This window comes from Microbacterium sp. BH-3-3-3 (genome assembly GCF_007679045.1).
GTDB classification, from domain to species: Bacteria; Actinomycetota; Actinomycetes; order Actinomycetales; family Microbacteriaceae; genus Microbacterium; species Microbacterium algihabitans.
Map to the genome: position 1 here is coordinate 323,792 of NZ_VEFS01000003.1, position 14,265 is coordinate 338,056.

14 protein-coding genes and 2 tRNA genes are annotated in these 14,265 nt (G+C 71.9%); 6 read left to right on the forward strand and 10 right to left on the reverse strand.

From position 1 onward, the window contains the following. The first annotated feature begins 169 nt into the window (after window positions 1–169). On the forward strand, window positions 170–571 hold the full coding sequence (locus tag FS769_RS11840; RefSeq protein ID WP_144833638.1) for a hypothetical protein: 402 nt from the start codon (window positions 170–172) through the stop codon (window positions 569–571). Here FS769_RS11840 and FS769_RS11845 read toward each other — a convergent pair. The 4 genes from FS769_RS11845 to FS769_RS11860 form a co-directional block, all read right to left on the reverse strand. Then, entirely contained in the window at window positions 542–1,408 is an 867-nt protein-coding gene (locus FS769_RS11845) for a zinc-ribbon domain-containing protein (protein WP_144833640.1), read from the reverse strand. The genes FS769_RS11840 and FS769_RS11845 overlap by 30 nt on opposite strands. A 109-nt stretch (window positions 1,409–1,517) precedes the next feature. Continuing rightward, window positions 1,518–1,591: transfer RNA gene (locus tag FS769_RS11850), tRNA-Ile, on the reverse strand. Window positions 1,592–1,646: 55 nt separating this feature from the next. Next, on the reverse strand, window positions 1,647–2,582 hold the full coding sequence (locus tag FS769_RS11855; RefSeq protein ID WP_260979751.1) for an isoprenylcysteine carboxylmethyltransferase family protein: 936 nt from the start codon (window positions 2,580–2,582) through the stop codon (window positions 1,647–1,649). Between the two features lie 11 nt (window positions 2,583–2,593). Beyond that, window positions 2,594–3,559: a DMT family transporter gene (locus FS769_RS11860; RefSeq protein ID WP_186325532.1), complete on the reverse strand. Its 966-nt coding sequence runs from the start codon at window positions 3,557–3,559 to the stop codon at window positions 2,594–2,596. Between the two features lie 41 nt (window positions 3,560–3,600). Between FS769_RS11860 and def the strand changes: the two genes are divergently transcribed. Then, window positions 3,601–4,167, forward strand: a complete 567-nt coding sequence (gene def / locus FS769_RS11865) for a peptide deformylase (RefSeq protein ID WP_144833642.1) — start codon at window positions 3,601–3,603, stop codon at window positions 4,165–4,167. A gap of 50 nt (window positions 4,168–4,217) precedes the next feature. Here the strand turns inward: def and FS769_RS11870 are convergent, their stop codons facing one another. The 4 genes from FS769_RS11870 to FS769_RS11885 form a co-directional block, all read right to left on the reverse strand. Beyond that, a complete protein-coding gene (locus tag FS769_RS11870) occupies window positions 4,218–5,522 on the reverse strand; it encodes a glutathionylspermidine synthase family protein (protein WP_144833644.1) in 1,305 nt (434 codons plus the stop codon). Beyond that, window positions 5,522–5,896: a tRNA-dihydrouridine synthase gene (locus FS769_RS11875; RefSeq protein ID WP_144833646.1), complete on the reverse strand. Its 375-nt coding sequence runs from the start codon at window positions 5,894–5,896 to the stop codon at window positions 5,522–5,524. The genes FS769_RS11870 and FS769_RS11875 overlap by 1 nt, the downstream gene beginning before the upstream one ends. A 106-nt stretch (window positions 5,897–6,002) precedes the next feature. Further along, on the reverse strand, window positions 6,003–6,932 hold the full coding sequence (glsA, locus tag FS769_RS11880; protein ID WP_144833648.1) for a glutaminase A: 930 nt from the start codon (window positions 6,930–6,932) through the stop codon (window positions 6,003–6,005). A gap of 44 nt (window positions 6,933–6,976) precedes the next feature. Continuing rightward, window positions 6,977–9,376, reverse strand: coding sequence for an acyltransferase (locus FS769_RS11885; RefSeq protein WP_144833650.1), 2,400 nt, complete (start codon window positions 9,374–9,376; stop codon window positions 6,977–6,979). A 140-nt stretch (window positions 9,377–9,516) separates the two neighbouring features. Here FS769_RS11885 and FS769_RS11890 point away from each other — a divergent pair, with 140 nt between their 5' ends. From FS769_RS11890 to FS769_RS16865, 4 genes are all read left to right on the forward strand, one after another. Further along, window positions 9,517–10,014, forward strand: coding sequence for a DUF2231 domain-containing protein (locus tag FS769_RS11890; RefSeq protein WP_144833651.1), 498 nt, complete (start codon window positions 9,517–9,519; stop codon window positions 10,012–10,014). Window positions 10,015–10,175: 161 nt separating this feature from the next. Then, entirely contained in the window at window positions 10,176–11,807 is a 1,632-nt protein-coding gene (locus tag FS769_RS11895) for a serine/threonine-protein kinase (protein WP_144833653.1), read from the forward strand. 10 nt (window positions 11,808–11,817) lie between these two features. Beyond that, the gene (locus FS769_RS11900; RefSeq protein ID WP_144833655.1) at window positions 11,818–12,867 is read left to right on the forward strand and encodes a hypothetical protein; all 1,050 of its coding nucleotides are present in this window, start codon (window positions 11,818–11,820) and stop codon (window positions 12,865–12,867) included. A 187-nt stretch (window positions 12,868–13,054) separates the two neighbouring features. Further along, a complete protein-coding gene (locus FS769_RS16865; RefSeq protein WP_186325533.1) occupies window positions 13,055–13,228 on the forward strand; it encodes a hypothetical protein in 174 nt (57 codons plus the stop codon). 65 nt (window positions 13,229–13,293) lie between these two features. Here FS769_RS16865 and FS769_RS11905 read toward each other — a convergent pair. Beyond that, window positions 13,294–13,369 (reverse strand) — tRNA-Asn (locus FS769_RS11905). A gap of 62 nt (window positions 13,370–13,431) precedes the next feature. Further along, window positions 13,432–14,205, reverse strand: coding sequence for an ATP-binding cassette domain-containing protein (locus FS769_RS11910; RefSeq protein ID WP_144833657.1), 774 nt, complete (start codon window positions 14,203–14,205; stop codon window positions 13,432–13,434). Between the last annotated feature and the right edge of the window lie 60 nt (window positions 14,206–14,265).

Genomic DNA, 14,265 nt, shown 5'->3' on the forward strand with positions numbered 1-14,265 from the left:
CCGAAGCGGGGCCGGGAGGGCACCCGCTCCCCCGGTCGCACGGACCCTCCGGGCGCGATCCGTGCAGTCTGCGTCCCGCTACCGCCCCGGCGCACGGGAGCGCCCCGTTCCGTCACGACGTCAAACCGACGCCCCCGGCCGCAGCCGACAAGAATGCGATGATGGGCCGGTGAGCACAGATGCCGGCTTCCCCCCGCGGCGCAGCCGGGAACTCCTCCAGTCGTGGGTCGACGACTACATGCAGACGTCGACGCTCAACGGTGCCCGCATCGACGTCGCTCCACAGGACGCGGAAGACGACACCGACACCGGCCTCGTGATCATGCGGCCGAAGGGCTCGGCTCTGTCGGTCTACATGCAGCCGCGCGGCTTCGACGATCCGCTGTGGGAGCTGACGATCCCCTCGCGCGACTACGACGTGACCATGAGCGCGCTTCAGCTCGGCGGGCTGGCCTCGGTGGTGCTCGACGCCGCTCGCCTCTGCACCTACCTGCAGTTCCGCTCGCTGGAGTGGGATCGCGGCTCCGGCCGTCACCGCACCTCATCGCACGTAGGCGTCGACGAGGAGTGATCCCCGGATGCCGCGGAACGCCTCGACCAGCCGATCGAGCGCCCCGCGGTTCCAGGTCGCGAGCTGCAGGTCGTGGGGGCCGAGCGGTTCGAGCTTGCCGGTGCGCAACCGCACGACCTCCCACCCCGCGGATCGCAGGGCTCGGTCTTTGCGGCGGTCGGCCTGCTCGCGCTTTCCGACGTGTTCGAGGCCGTGCCGGCCGATCGAGTCGTATTCGACCGCGATGCGCAGCTCGGGGAACACCAGGTCGGGCCACACCTCGAGGTGCTGGAAGAACGGTCGCGCCACCCGCACGGCGTTGAGACCCGGGGTGAGGGCGAGCCGCTCGTACACGTCGGCGCGGAGTCGGTCTTCGACGGCCGACGCGGGCTTCGGCGCACACGGGGAGACGAAGGCCTCGCCGACGGGAAGGGACGGCGTCTTGTCGCACACGGGCGGTGCCTGCCGGGCACGGCGCGGGCGCAACACGGCGTTCGCGGTGACGGCGGGCGCAGTGACGGAGTCGCGCATGGGCAGCGCCGCGGTGCGCGTCGGATTCGCCTGCTCGCTGCACTCGGGGCACCACGCGCTGCGCCGCCGCTCGAGGCCGGGCCGCAGGCGCTGCTCGCTGGGGGTCGCGGCGAACCGGTGCCCCGCGTCGCACTGCCACAGCAACAGCACGTCGGCGGCGGGCGGCACCTGGCTGAGCGCGATGCCGGCGTTGAGGTCGGGGTGGTACTGCCGCATCAGCGCGGGGAACGCCGCCCACGACTCGCGGTACGACCCCACCGCGTAGGGCACGTCGACCCCCTTCGACCACTGCCGTCGCGCCCACCAGGCCTGCACTCGTTCCGCCACGCGGATGAAGGTAGCGACGACCTCCGACATCCGGCCGCAGCCCGCCGACGCGAAGCCCGGCGGGAAAGGGAGAGCCCTCCGCTCAGGAGGACCTGAGGGAGGGCGTCGGTAGGGCGGGTGGGACTTGAACCCACGATCGTCGGGTTATGAGCCCGCTGCCTTGACCAGCTTGGCCACCGCCCCCAGCGCCGTCGAGCCTACCGGCATCCGTCGGGCGCCATCGAACGACGCGACGCGTTCAGCGGGTGGTGAATCGCGGCACCCAGCACCGCACCGCGCGCTGGTACGCGACGTAGTCGTCGCCGAAGGTCGCGATCAGATCGGCCTCTTCGTGCGGGCGGATCGCGTAGTTCCACACGAGCGAGCCGGCCAGGGCGTACACGACGACCATCCACGAGCCGAGGATCAGGCCCACGCCGACGCCCTGCGCGATGCCCGCGACCGCCATGGGATTTCGCACGAGCAGGTACGGTCCCGCGATCACCAGGCGGTTGGTGGCGGCCGAAGGCAGGGGCGTTCCGTCGCCCTTCGTCGTGAGGGATGCGGCCGACCACAGCCCCACGACGCTCGCGGCGACCACGAGCACGACGCCGACGACCCTCACGCCCCCGGGCGCGGGCAGGGCCAGCATCCAGCGCTGCTCGAGCGTCGTGATGATCAGCGGGAAGACCACGAGGAACAGTCCCCAGAAGACAACGATCTGCCCGACGGTTGTCACGATGTGCACCACCGGCGAACGGCGGGAGGGAGCGCGGCGGAACGCGAACGGCCCGATGAGCAGCCACTCGGTCGGGATGCGCCCGAGAGCGAGCAGCATCCAGGCGCACACCGACCCGGCGCTCGCGGCGATCATGATGATCACGCCCCATCCGGCCAGGGTCGTGACCGTCGCGTACAGCGCGAGCGAGACCGTCACCAGCAGCGTCCACAGGGTCGTCACGCCGGCGGCCCCCCGCGCGGCGCGGGCGGACAGCACGACGACGAGGGCGGATGCCACGACGAAGAGCGGGATGTCGAGGGCGGCCACGATCACCGGGTCGAGGTCGCCCAGAGTCGCCTCGCGCACGAACGGCACGGTGAACACGGCGACCCACCAGGCGGCGCCTCCCGCGGCCTGCAGCGCGAAGTACCCGCGCGCGAGGGCTGCGGGGCGACGACCCTCACGCCCGGGCACGTGACGACCCGTCAGTGCACGCGGGGGGTGGCGGGCTTGCCGTCGGAGGTGATCTGCGGGTGGTGCTTGGTGAGCTGGATGACGCCCCACGTGGCGATCGCGCCGGCGATGACGAAGCCGATGAGCGCCCACGCGGGAGCCGACGAGGCCTCGCCCAGCACGAGCAGGCCGATGAGAACCGCGACGATCGGGTCGATCACCGTGAGGCCGGCGATCACGAGGTCGGGCGGCCCGACCGAGTAGGCGGTCTGCACGAAGTAGGCGCCGACGGCGACGGCGGCCAGCAGCGCGACGAGGCACAGCAGCGTGAGCCACTCGAAGTTGCCGGCCTGGGCGCGGCTGATGACGACCTTGGCGAGCGTGGCCACGAAGCCGTAGATGACGCCCGCGGCCATGATGTAGAACAGCGCCTGGGCGCGGCGGCGCACGAGCACCCAGAAGATGCCGAACACCACGACGACCACGGCCAGGATGCCGAGGATGATCAGCAGTTCGCGCTCGGTGACGACGTGCTCGGTGGCGAAGAACGCCGCAATCGTGACGAAGACGAGGATGCCGCCGACGCAGAGCGCGATCGCGATGAGCGACTGCCTGGTCGGCTTGTGATGCGAGACGCGGGCGTTCAGCACCGTGGTGATGACGAGCGCGATGGCCCCGAGCGGCTGCACGAGGATCAGCGGGGCGACCGACAGGGCGGACAGCTGGCAGATGATCGCCAGGCCGAGCATGACCGTTCCCGCCATCCACGACGGGCGGGTCAGCAGCGAGGTGAGCTGTGCGCGCGACAGGCCGCCGGTGGTCTTGCCGCCCGAGAGGCGCTCGACCTTCTGCACGCCGCGGTGCTGGTACTGGGCGCCGAACGACATGAAGACCGCGCCGAGCAGCGCCAGCGGGATTCCCAGGAGGATGCGCGGGTCGCGGAAGACGCCGACAAGTTGGTCGATTCCGTCGCTGAGAGATGCATCGAGCGGATTCACCCTCCGACGATAGCCGCACGCCCGCTGGATAGGCTGGTGACGTGGCCGTACTCCCGATCCGCATCATGGGCGATCCCGTGCTGCACGCTCCCGCTTCCCGCGTCGACGCGATCACCGATGAGGTGCGTCAGCTCGTCGCCGACATGTTCGAGACGATGGACGCCGCTCCCGGCGTCGGTCTCGCCGCTCCTCAGGTGGGGGTGGGCCTGCGCATCTTCACGTACACGTACGAAGACGACGAGGGGCAGCCCTGGCGCGGAGTGGTGATCAACCCCGAGCTGTGGATCCGCCCGCTCGAGCCCGGTTACCCCGACCCCGACGACGAAAGCGAGGGGTGCCTGTCGTTCCCCGGCGAGCGCTTCCCGCTGCGCCGCTCGGAGGCGGCGCTCATGACGGGCACCGATCTCGAGGGCAACGCGGTGCGCGTCGAGGTGTCGGGGTGGCGTGCGCGCATCCTGCAGCACGAGTTCGACCACCTCGACGGCGTCCTGTACGTCGACCGTCTCGACGACGACGACGCGCGGGTGGTGGCCAAGATCGCCAAGAAGCGCAAGTGGGGCAAGCCCGGCGCGTCGTGGACCCCGGGCGTCGACGACATCGAGGCGTGAGCGCTCGCGCGCGGTGACGGGCCGGGAGCCGGCATCCGGAACCTCGCCCGTCAGCCTTCGATCACGTTGGGCACGAAGCGGCAGAAGTAGTCGGTGATCGGCCCGTCGGATTCGCGGATGCCGACGCCGTAGCTCTCGTCGTTCACCACCCACGATCCGAGCACGGGGTGGTTGCTGCCGTTCGCGCCCGGGAAGTCGGGGAGCTCGTGGTACTGCTGCCACACGCGTTCGCGGCCGAGGCCTTCGCGGCGGTACTCCTGCCCGTTCGAGGTGACGCTGCCGTCGGCGCGATGGACCCGGATGCCGTCTCCCTCGCGCCCGAAGACAGGTTTGACCACGAAGTCGGTCAGACCGTTCGGGCCGTCGGCGTAGGCGGGCAGCAGGTTCGGGTGGTCGGGGTAGAGCCGCCAGAGGGCGACGAGCAGGAGCTTGTTCGAGAGGAACATCTTCCACGCGGGCTCGTACCACCGGCCGAACAGCCCGCGCCCGGCGATGAGCAGCGCACCGAACTCCTGATCGCCCACGACGCGGTCGTCGCCCGAGACGACGTCTTCCCACGGGTAGAGCTTGAAAAGGTTGCGGATCACGGGGTACTGCGTGCCCGGTTCGTCTCCGGGGAGAGCCTGGATACTGCGCGAGGAACCCCAGGGCTCGGGCACGCCGACGAACTGGCGGGCGCCGTGGTGCCAGCCGATGTCCTTCATCTCGATGCCGGTGTGCTCCCACCCGGCCTCGCCGGCGAGGTCGCGCATGTAGGCGACGGTGTCCCAGTCTTCGCCGTAGATGTCGGCGTCGGAGTGGGCCACGAACAGGCGCCCGCCCTCGCCCTCGCTGAGCGAGCGGTGCAGCAGGGTGCGCCAGCGTTCGACGAGGGCCTCGTGCAGGCCGTTCCACTGGTCGGTGTCGGCGGGCAGGACTCCGGTGCGCAGGCGGTCCTGCAGCCAGAACCACTGCGTGACCGAGGCCTCGATGAGTCCGGTGGGGGTGTCGGCGTTGTACTCGAGCATCTTCGCGGGGCTGCCGTCGCCGGTGTAGGCGAGGTCGAAGCGGGCGTAGACGTCGGGTTCGTCCTGTTCGAGCGACCACTGGGCGAACTCGAACGCCTGCGGGGTGAGACCGAGGTGTCCTAGGGCTCCCGTCGCGAGGTAGCGCGCGGCCTCGCGACTCATGCGGTGCAGCTCTTCGGTCTCGCGCTCGAGCTGCTCGACCTCGGGCAGGGTGAAGACGTAGGCGGCGCCGTCGTTCCAGTACTCGACCGCGGAGCCGTCGTCGCGCACGGAGCGCGAGTAGATGAGGCCGGACTGCTTGATCGTGCGCTGCCAGTCGGGGCGCGGGTCGAGCTCGATGCGGCGCATCAGCCGCCGTGGCTTCCGTCGGAGCCCGAGCCGCCGAAGCCGCCGCGCGATACGCTCGCGCCCTCGCTCGAGATGCCGCGGGCCGCCGTCTTGCCGGAAGGTAGGGTGTCGGTACCACCCGTCGCGGTCTGACCCACCGCGGGAACCGTCCGGTTGCTCGAGCCGAGCGCGTAGTAGTACCAGCCGGCGCTGCCGCCGTGGTTGTTGCAGTCGTCGTCGGGTAGGCGCTTCTCAGTGGAGTTGTCGCGGCAGATCTGCGCGTAGTCCTCCGACACGTTGGAGCCCTGTCCGCACCCGGTGAGGCTCGCGGCAAGAGCGGCCACCACTCCGATGGTCACGGTGCGCGAGGCGCGGCGACGAGCGGCCGTGTGCATGAAGATCTCCTTCGCGGATGCCGGTGCGGCACGCCATCGCCGATGTTCTCACACGCGCGGGGTGGGTGGCGTCGTCTTCGTGCGTCGGCCCGTCGCGGGCCCGGACTCACGACGCGAAGGCGTGCAGGGCGAGGTCGTCGCTGAGTGCTTCGCTCACCAGACGGCCGCGCACGCTCGTGCCCTGGGCGTCGAGCGGCGGGCTGACCACGGCGGCGCCCAGCCGGCCGGGGGCGGAGAGCACGATCGCGCCGGACACGCTCGATTTGGCCGGGATCCCGACCGCGCGCATCCACCGCCCCGAGCCGTCGTAGACGCCGCACGTCGCCATGACCGACACGACGTCGCGCGCGACCCCCTCGGGTACGACGCGTTGGCCCGTGCGCGGGTTGACTCCCCCGAACGCGAGCGTCGCGCCCATGACGGCGAGGGTCTCGGCGTCGACCAGCGTCGCGCACGCACGGGCGTACACGGCCACGGCGTCGTCGGCGGTGGCGTCGAGCGTCCCCTCGGCGCGCATGAGGTGAGCGAGCGCGTGATTGCGGTCGCCGAGCAGATGTTCGGCGTGCGCGACGTCGTCGTCGACCTCGAGGTCGCGTCCGGCGAAGGCGGCGAGGCCCCGGGCGATCCGCGCGCTGCGCGCCTCGGGGTCGTCGCCGTCGACGAGAGACGCGGTGAGCAGGGCGCCGGCGTTGACCATCGGGTTCGGCGGTCGACCGGTGCCGCTCTCGAGCGTGATCGCGTCGAACGACTCCCCCGTCGGCTCGATGCCGACGCGCTCGAGCGCCGCACCGTCGGTGTCGAGCAGGGCGAGGGCGAAGAGGAACGGCTTGACCGCCGATTGCACGCTGAACGCTTCGCGCGCCTGCGCGGTGGACCGCACGTCACCGTCGGGCAGGGCGAGCGCGATCGCACAGAGCGCGGGGTCGGCTTCGGCGAGCTGCGGAATGCTGTCGTCGACCTCGCCGCGACGGTCGTCGACCACCCGCTCGCGCAGGGCGTCGAGGTCGTACGTGCGGGGATCTGGGTAAGAGGTCACTCCCCCACCCTCGCAGCGAATCGCTTCGGCCGGGCCGCGGCCCGTCAGTACAGGCCGCGCGCGAGCAGCTCGCCGCGCAGGATCGGCGTGAGCCGCTCGGCAAAGGCGGGGGTGATGTGCGTGTCGTCGTACCGCACCGGAGTGTCCCCCGCGAAGGCCGGGCACACGCCGCCGGAGCAGGTGAAGGGCAGGGCGCTGATCGCCGCGTCGCCGGTCGCGGCGGCGCGGGATTCGGTGGCGTTCTCCATCTGCGTCCACACGTCGTCGACGGCCGACAGGCAGGTGAAGGGGCCCGACAACGGCGAATAGCAGCGCCCGAGATCGAGCCCGTGCGGCGGGGGCGCGAGGTACACGGTGCGACCGGGCGGGGCCCATCCGCTGACCTCGTTCGAGACGGCGGATGCCAGCGCATCGGCGCCCAGATCGCGTCCGTCGACCGTCCGCCCCATGGTGAAGGCGTTCGAGACGACCAGCAGGTCGGCGGGGGCGGCCGCGATCATCGCCGCGACGTCGGCCTTGCGCTGCGCGCACACGGCCATCACCGCAGGGTCGCGGCTCTCGACGAGCACGTCGGTGAAGCGGCATCCGTAGAGCCCCGCCGCCGTCACGCGCCACGTGCCCCCCGAATCCTCGGCCAGCTTGGCGAAGGCCGGGGCGTAGGCCATCGCGCTCGAGTCGCCCACGAGGTAGAGGTGGTGCGGAGCGTCGGCACTCCCCCACGTGCAGCGGTCGGCAGTGGGGACGCCGTCGGGGGTGAAGCAGTCGTGGGCGCGGTTGTCGCTCGACGACGCGCGCATCGCCTCGTCGAGCGAGGGATGCAGGTCGGGCCACGTCGTCGCGGTCGCGGCCGACGCGAGCTCGGCCTGCAGCGACGCCAGGGCATCGCTCGCCTCGGCCGCGGTGTCGGCGGGGTCTTCTGCGGTCGGCGCCGCGACCACGCCGATGCCCGGGAGGCCGGGAAGGCCCGGCAGGGTCGGGGCGCCGTAGGCGACGAAGACCGCGAGCACGGTCGCTCCCGCGCCGATCGCGAGGGTGGCGCCGGCGAGGGCGACCCGCGGGGCGAAGCGCGCGCGCCATGACGCCCAGTCCCGCGCGGGAGCGGGCTGCGCGACACGCTCGGCGACCTCGGCCGGTGACGAGGCGGGGGCGGATGCCGTCGAGTTCGGCACGGCATCCGCCACGACCGCCGCGGGCACGGCCTCGTCGACGCTCGCGATCGCCGACCCCCGGGAGCCGGGGTAGTAGCGCTGACCCGGGACCCAGCCCGCCGGCCGGGACGCGAGGGCGGACCGACGCGGCGCGGCCGCGGGCTCGCGGATGACCGGGGGCGCGGCATCCGGAATCGTCTCCACCACCGCCGGGCCCTGCGGCGCGCGACGCCACGGCGCGCGATGCAGCGGCTGCTCGACGCCGAGGAAGCTGGCGACGCTCATGACGACGATCGCCAACGCGGTGATGGCCGTGGCGGCGGGGCCCGGCGCGAGGAGGACTCCGGCGAACACGATCAGCGGCAGGTGCCAGAGGTAGAGCGAGTACGACACGTCGCCGATCGCGACCGCGACAGGGTTGGAGAGCACGAAGAGGTGACGCTGCCGCGCGTCGCCGCCGATCCCTCCGGCGATGACGAGCGCCGCGCCCGCCACCGGGAGCGCCGCCCACGGCGCCGGGAACGACGAGTCGGGGTCGATCACGACGAACGAGCACGCGATGACGCCGAGCCCGACCCATCCCGCGAAGCCCCCCACCGCGCGCGGCACCCGGGCGAGGAGCGGGACCGCCGCGGCCAGCGCCGCACCCACCGCGAGTTCGCCGGCGCGCGTGAGAGTCGAGAAGTAGGCCAGGCTCGCGTCGGCAGGGGTCTGCGCGATCGCCACGGCCGCCGACCCGGCCACCACGGCGAGCGACAGCACACCGACGGCGATCCGGCCGCCCGCGGCGCGACGGGCGGCCACCGGGAGCGCGACGACGGCGACCATCACCAGCAGCGGCCACCCCAGCGAGAACTGCTCCTCGACCGACAGCGACCAGAAGTGCTGGAGGGGCGATACGTCGACCGTGGCGAAGTAGTCGCGCCCCTCGAGCCCGAAGCGCCAGTTCGACGAGAGACCCAGAGCCGCGAGCGCGTCACCGAAGACGCTCTCGGTCCGCGACGGCGAGAACACGAGCGCCGAGGCCCCGCAGACCGCGGCCAGCACGAGGAGGGCGGCCGGCAGAAGGCGGGCGATCCGCCGCGCGAAGAAGGCCCCCAGCCGCACGACGCCGTCGCGAGCGAGGTCGCGCAGCAGGATCCCGGTGAGGAAGAAGCCCGAGAGCACGAAGAACACGTCGACGCCGACGAAACCGCCGCGCGGCCACCCCGTCAGGTGCGCGGCCACCACGGCGAGGACCGCGACGGCGCGCAGTCCCTGCAGATCGCGGCGCACGGGCGAAGCGGTGGCGGTCACGTCGGGTCCTTTCGAGCCGGCGTCCCGCGGCCGGAGAAAGCTTAGTGGAACCGCTCCCACGTCAGCCAGATCGGGCACCACGAAACCCCGCTTTCGCGCAAGCCCCCGGCCGCGATCCGCAACGGTGGTTCGATGTGGCGATGTGGCAGATCGCGGGCCTTCCCGCCCATCCCCTGTTGGTTCACGCCGTGGTGGTCCTCATCCCCCTCGCGGCGCTCATGGTCGTCATCGGCAGCGTGTGGCCCGCTGCTCGTCGCAAGCTCGGCATTCTGACCCCGATCGTCGCGGCCGTCGCCCTCGCGTTCGTCCCACTGGCGAAGGAGGCCGGTGAGGCGCTCGAACGGCAGGTCGAGTCGTCGGCCGCCCTTCAGCAGCACACCGAACTCGGCGACCAGCTGCTGCCGTGGGCTGTCGGTCTGTTCGTCGTGGCCGCGGGCCAGTGGGCGTGGTTCTTCTTCCGCAACCGCCGCCGGGCCTCCGCCTCCCGCTCGACCGACGCGCGCTCGACCCGCACGCGCGTCATCACCGTCGTGATCGCCGTCGTGGCGATCGTCGTCGCCGTCGCGACCACCGTCAACGTCGTGCAGGTGGGCGACAGTGGGGCTCGCGCCACGTGGTCGTCGGAGTCGGGGTCGTAGGAACCGACCGGGGCGACGACGAGGGACCACAATTATGGTTCGCGTCGCGAATAATCTCCACCCCCGATCGCCGAAGCCGCGGCACCCGTAATGTCCGGATCGACGGGAAACTCGATTCTCGTTCTCGCCCACCCGGCGGCACGCCGCCCGTGAAGGACCCGATGAGCCACGCCCCCGATCCCTCGATGCTCCACGTGGGCGACGTCTTGGCGGCGCGATACGTGCTGACCGAACGCATCGGAGCGGGTGGCATGGGTCGCGTGTTCCGTGCGCGCGACGAGGTGCTGCGCCGCGACGTGGCGATCAAGGTCTTCTTCACCGATCCCAGCGCCGAGCCCGACCCGCTGCGCCGCATGTCGGAGGCCCGCGTGCTCGCGGCTCTCGACCACCCCTCGCTGGTCACCCTCTACGACGCGCGCCTGTCGGGCGACGACCAGGTGTACCTCGTCATGGAGCTCATCACCGGCCCTTCCCTGCAGCGGCGCATCGAAGAGGCCGAGATCCCGCCCGCCGAGGTCGCCGGCTACCTCCACGATCTCGCCACGGCCCTCGGAGCCGTGCACCACGCCGGAATCGTTCACCGCGACGTGAAGCCCTCGAACGTGCTCCTGCGTCCGATGCAGCAGGGTCCGCGATCCCACGAGGCCGTGCTCGCCGATTTCGGCGTCGCTCACCTGCTTGACGCGACCCGCCTCACCACCCCCGGAACGATCATCGGCACCGCCGCGTACCTCGCCCCCGAGCAGGTGCGCGGCGAAACGCCGCAGCCGGCCTCCGACATCTACGCCCTCGGTCTCATGACGATCGAGGCACTCACGCGTCTGCACCCGTTCGGCGGCGGATCGCTGCAGGAGACCCTCCTCGCTCGTCTGGCTCGACAGCCCACCATCCCCGGCCACCTCGGCTACGAGTGGCGGTCGCTGCTGGCCGCGATGACGGCACCGGATGCCGCGGAGCGACCCGATGCGCGCACCGTGGCCGAGCGCGCCGCCACCCTCATGAGCTCTCCCCCGACGGCATCCGCGCCTCTGGCGTCCACCGGCGCGGCTGCTCTGGATCCGGCGCTGGCCGAGACCGCCCCCTGGGCCGTGCCGGTCGCGGCCCGCGCCACTACGGCCGAGCGACCCGCGTCCGACCCGGCTTCGGACTCGCTCGACGAGACGGCACCGTGGGCCGTGCCGGTCGCAGCCTCGAGCACGACGGATGCCGTGGGGCGTCGGCGTCGCGCGCGACTCATGCCCGCCTCTGCCGCCGCTTCCCACGACGCGTTGCGTCGCCGCTGGATGTGGGTCGGCGCCGCGGCCGGAGTCGTCGTCGTGATCGGACTCCCGCTGCTCGGGTTCTCTCTGCAGGCGGCGGGCGACACGACCACCGTGGGCCCGCCCGCACCCGTGCCGACGGTGAGCGAGTCGGTCGCGCCGGCCGTCGACCCCGCGCCCGCGGGGACCACGGCCGTGCAGCCCGCGGTGAACGTACCCGAAGAGAGCAGTGGCGGGTCGTCTCGCAGCGTCCAGACCTCGCCGAACGAGACCGCGGTCGTGCCCCCGGCCCCCGCCGACGACACTCCCCTGCAGATCGCCGAACCCGAGACGCCCGCGAAGCAGACCGATCCGCCGGCGAAGAACGCCTCGCCGAACGGCACGGGCCCCGGCTCGTCCAACGGCAACGGGTCGTCGAACGGCAAGGGCACGCCCGGCGAGAAGGCCAACGGGTCGGAGAACGGCACCGGACCGGGCTCGTCGAACGGCAAGGGCGCTAACGGCAAGGGCGCGACCGGCGCCGGCAAGAACTGACCCTCGGCCGATGCCGTCGCCACGCGTCTCGGGAGCGGTCCTTCTCGTTCTCGCTCTGGCCGGGGGTGTGGCATCCGTCGTCTTCCTCCCCGCAGGCGGTGTGATCAGCGTCGTGAGCGCGCTCGGCCTCGCGCTGTGCGTCGCCGCCGTCGCCCTCGCAGCCGTCTGGCTCGGACGCCGATCGTGGGAGCCCGAGCCCGCCCCGGGATGGACCCCCGTCGACCGCACGCGCGACCGCGAACGTCTGCGCCGCATGACGCGCCTGCAGGGGATCATCTGTCTCGTTCTCGGCGTCGGCCTGATCGCCGTCGCCGTGGTGTTCCCCACCGACGACGGAACGCTCCGCGCATCGGTCATCGGGGTGCTCGTGCTGGTGCTGGGGGTGATCGGCCTGTTCTCTTCGCGACGCGTGGCGGCGCGGGTCGAAGACGATGCCCCCGACACGCAGCCGGATGCCGCGCCCACCGGGTGGGTGCTCGTGACGCCCCGCGACCGGGGCACGATCCTGCTGTTCGCGCTCCCCGGCCTCGCCCTGTCGGTCGTGGCGGTGTGGCAGATGACGTCGATCCTGCTGTTGATCGCGCGCGCCAGCACCCTCGGTCTCGTGATCGTGGTGCTCGCTCTCGTCGCGGCCGTGATCGGCGCGGGCATGTGGGTCGCGCGGCTGCTGCCCGAGGTCTCGGTCGACGTCGGCGCCGGCCTCGTGCGCACGGGCTCGCGCGAGGTGCCCTGGTCGAGCTTCACCGCCGCCCGTCTGCAGGCATCGTCGACGTTCATCGGCGGCCCACGGTCGCTGTTCCTCGTGCTCGAGGGGCCCGAGAAGCTCCGCGCGCCCCTGCTTCTGCGCCGCCGCGGCGACCTCGCGATGAGCGACGAGCAGCGCCGTGCGACCCTCGCCGCCCTCGACGGCGCTCAGATCGCCCTCCCCCGCGCCCCGGAAGACCCGAAGGGCAAGTTCTCGCGGTCGCTCTTCCCCCAGCACGTCGACGCCGCCCAGGCGCGCGAGCTCGTCGCGCACCCGCCGCGCAGCGACCAGGATCTGCCGGTGACGGGGGTCTGACGGGTAGCCACGCGTGGACGCGCGGAGCGCTCGTCCACTCATGAACGCGATCGACGCGCCCACACCGGTGGTACTCGCGTTCACGCGCGCGAATCGCGTTCGTTCGTGGGGCCGCCGCAGAAGTGCGACTCGACCGCTGTCTGTCAACCGTGATGACGAAGCGTGGCGGGAGGGGTGGGATGGCGGCATGAGCGATCCTGGCCGACTCCCCGTCCCCGACCCCGCCGCCCAGCACACCGACCGACACGACACGTCGATCGTGCCCGATATGGAGGCCGATCCCGTCGAGGCGGAAGCCCGACGCACGGACGACCTCGACGAAAGCCGCGCCGATCCCGAGGACCGCGACCCGAGCATCTGATCCCGCGCTGCCGCGCCATGCAGAAAACACGAAAGCCCGACGCGTGTGCGTCGGGCTTTCGTTCGTGGCTCCCCGGCTTGGACTCGAACCAAGAACCTATCGGTTAACAGCCGATTGCTCTGCCAATTGAGCTACCGAGGATCATGCTCACCTCGCGGCGGGCAACCCCACGATACTAACAGCACGCGAGGGTGACGGAAAAATCAGCCCGCCGAAATCCGTCGCTCGGGCGTGCCGTCGGGAGTCCACTGCAGCGCTTCGTCGCCATGGCCTAGGCCGATGGCGTGACCGGCGTGCAGCACGAGCACATCGGCATCCAGATCCTTCGGCGCATCGGCGTCGTTCGTGACGATCAGCGAGGCCATCCCGCGCTCGTCACGGCGGCGCGTGATCGAGGCGCGGGCGGCTGCGCGCACCTCGAGGTCGAGGTTGGCGTACAGGTCGTCGGCGACGAACAGGCGCGGCTCGAGCACCAGGGCGCGAGCGAGCGCCACGCGCTGGCGCATGCCCGCGCTGAGCTCGTACGGATACTTCGGTGCCGTGCCCAGCGGAAGCTCCATCTCGTCGAGCAGCGTCGCCACGCGCACCGCGAGGGCACGCGTGTTGACCTTGCGGTCGCGGCTGGTGATCGGCTCGGCGATGACGTCTTGCACGGTCAGTCTCGAGGGGAGCGCTGCGCCGGCGCCCTGCGGCAGGTAGCCGGTGTGAAAGATCCACTCGCGTCGCGCCCGACCGGGACGCCGTGCGGAGATGCCGTGCACTCGCGCGTCGCCCCCGACCACGGTCAGTCCGTCGTCGGGGTGACCGGCCAGCAGCGAGACCAGCGAGGTCTTGCCCGAACCCGTGGCCCCCTGCACGATCAGGGTGTCGGCGGCGGGGAGGGTGAAGGTGATCCCGTCGATCACGCGCACCCCGCTTCGCGCGAGGGAGAGGTCGTCGGCGCGGAGGGCGACGTCGGTGTCGAGGTGCCGGGGCATTCCTTCATCCTTGCCCACGGAGGGGGCGGATGCCAGCCGTTGCGCCCGCGGGTCGTTCGC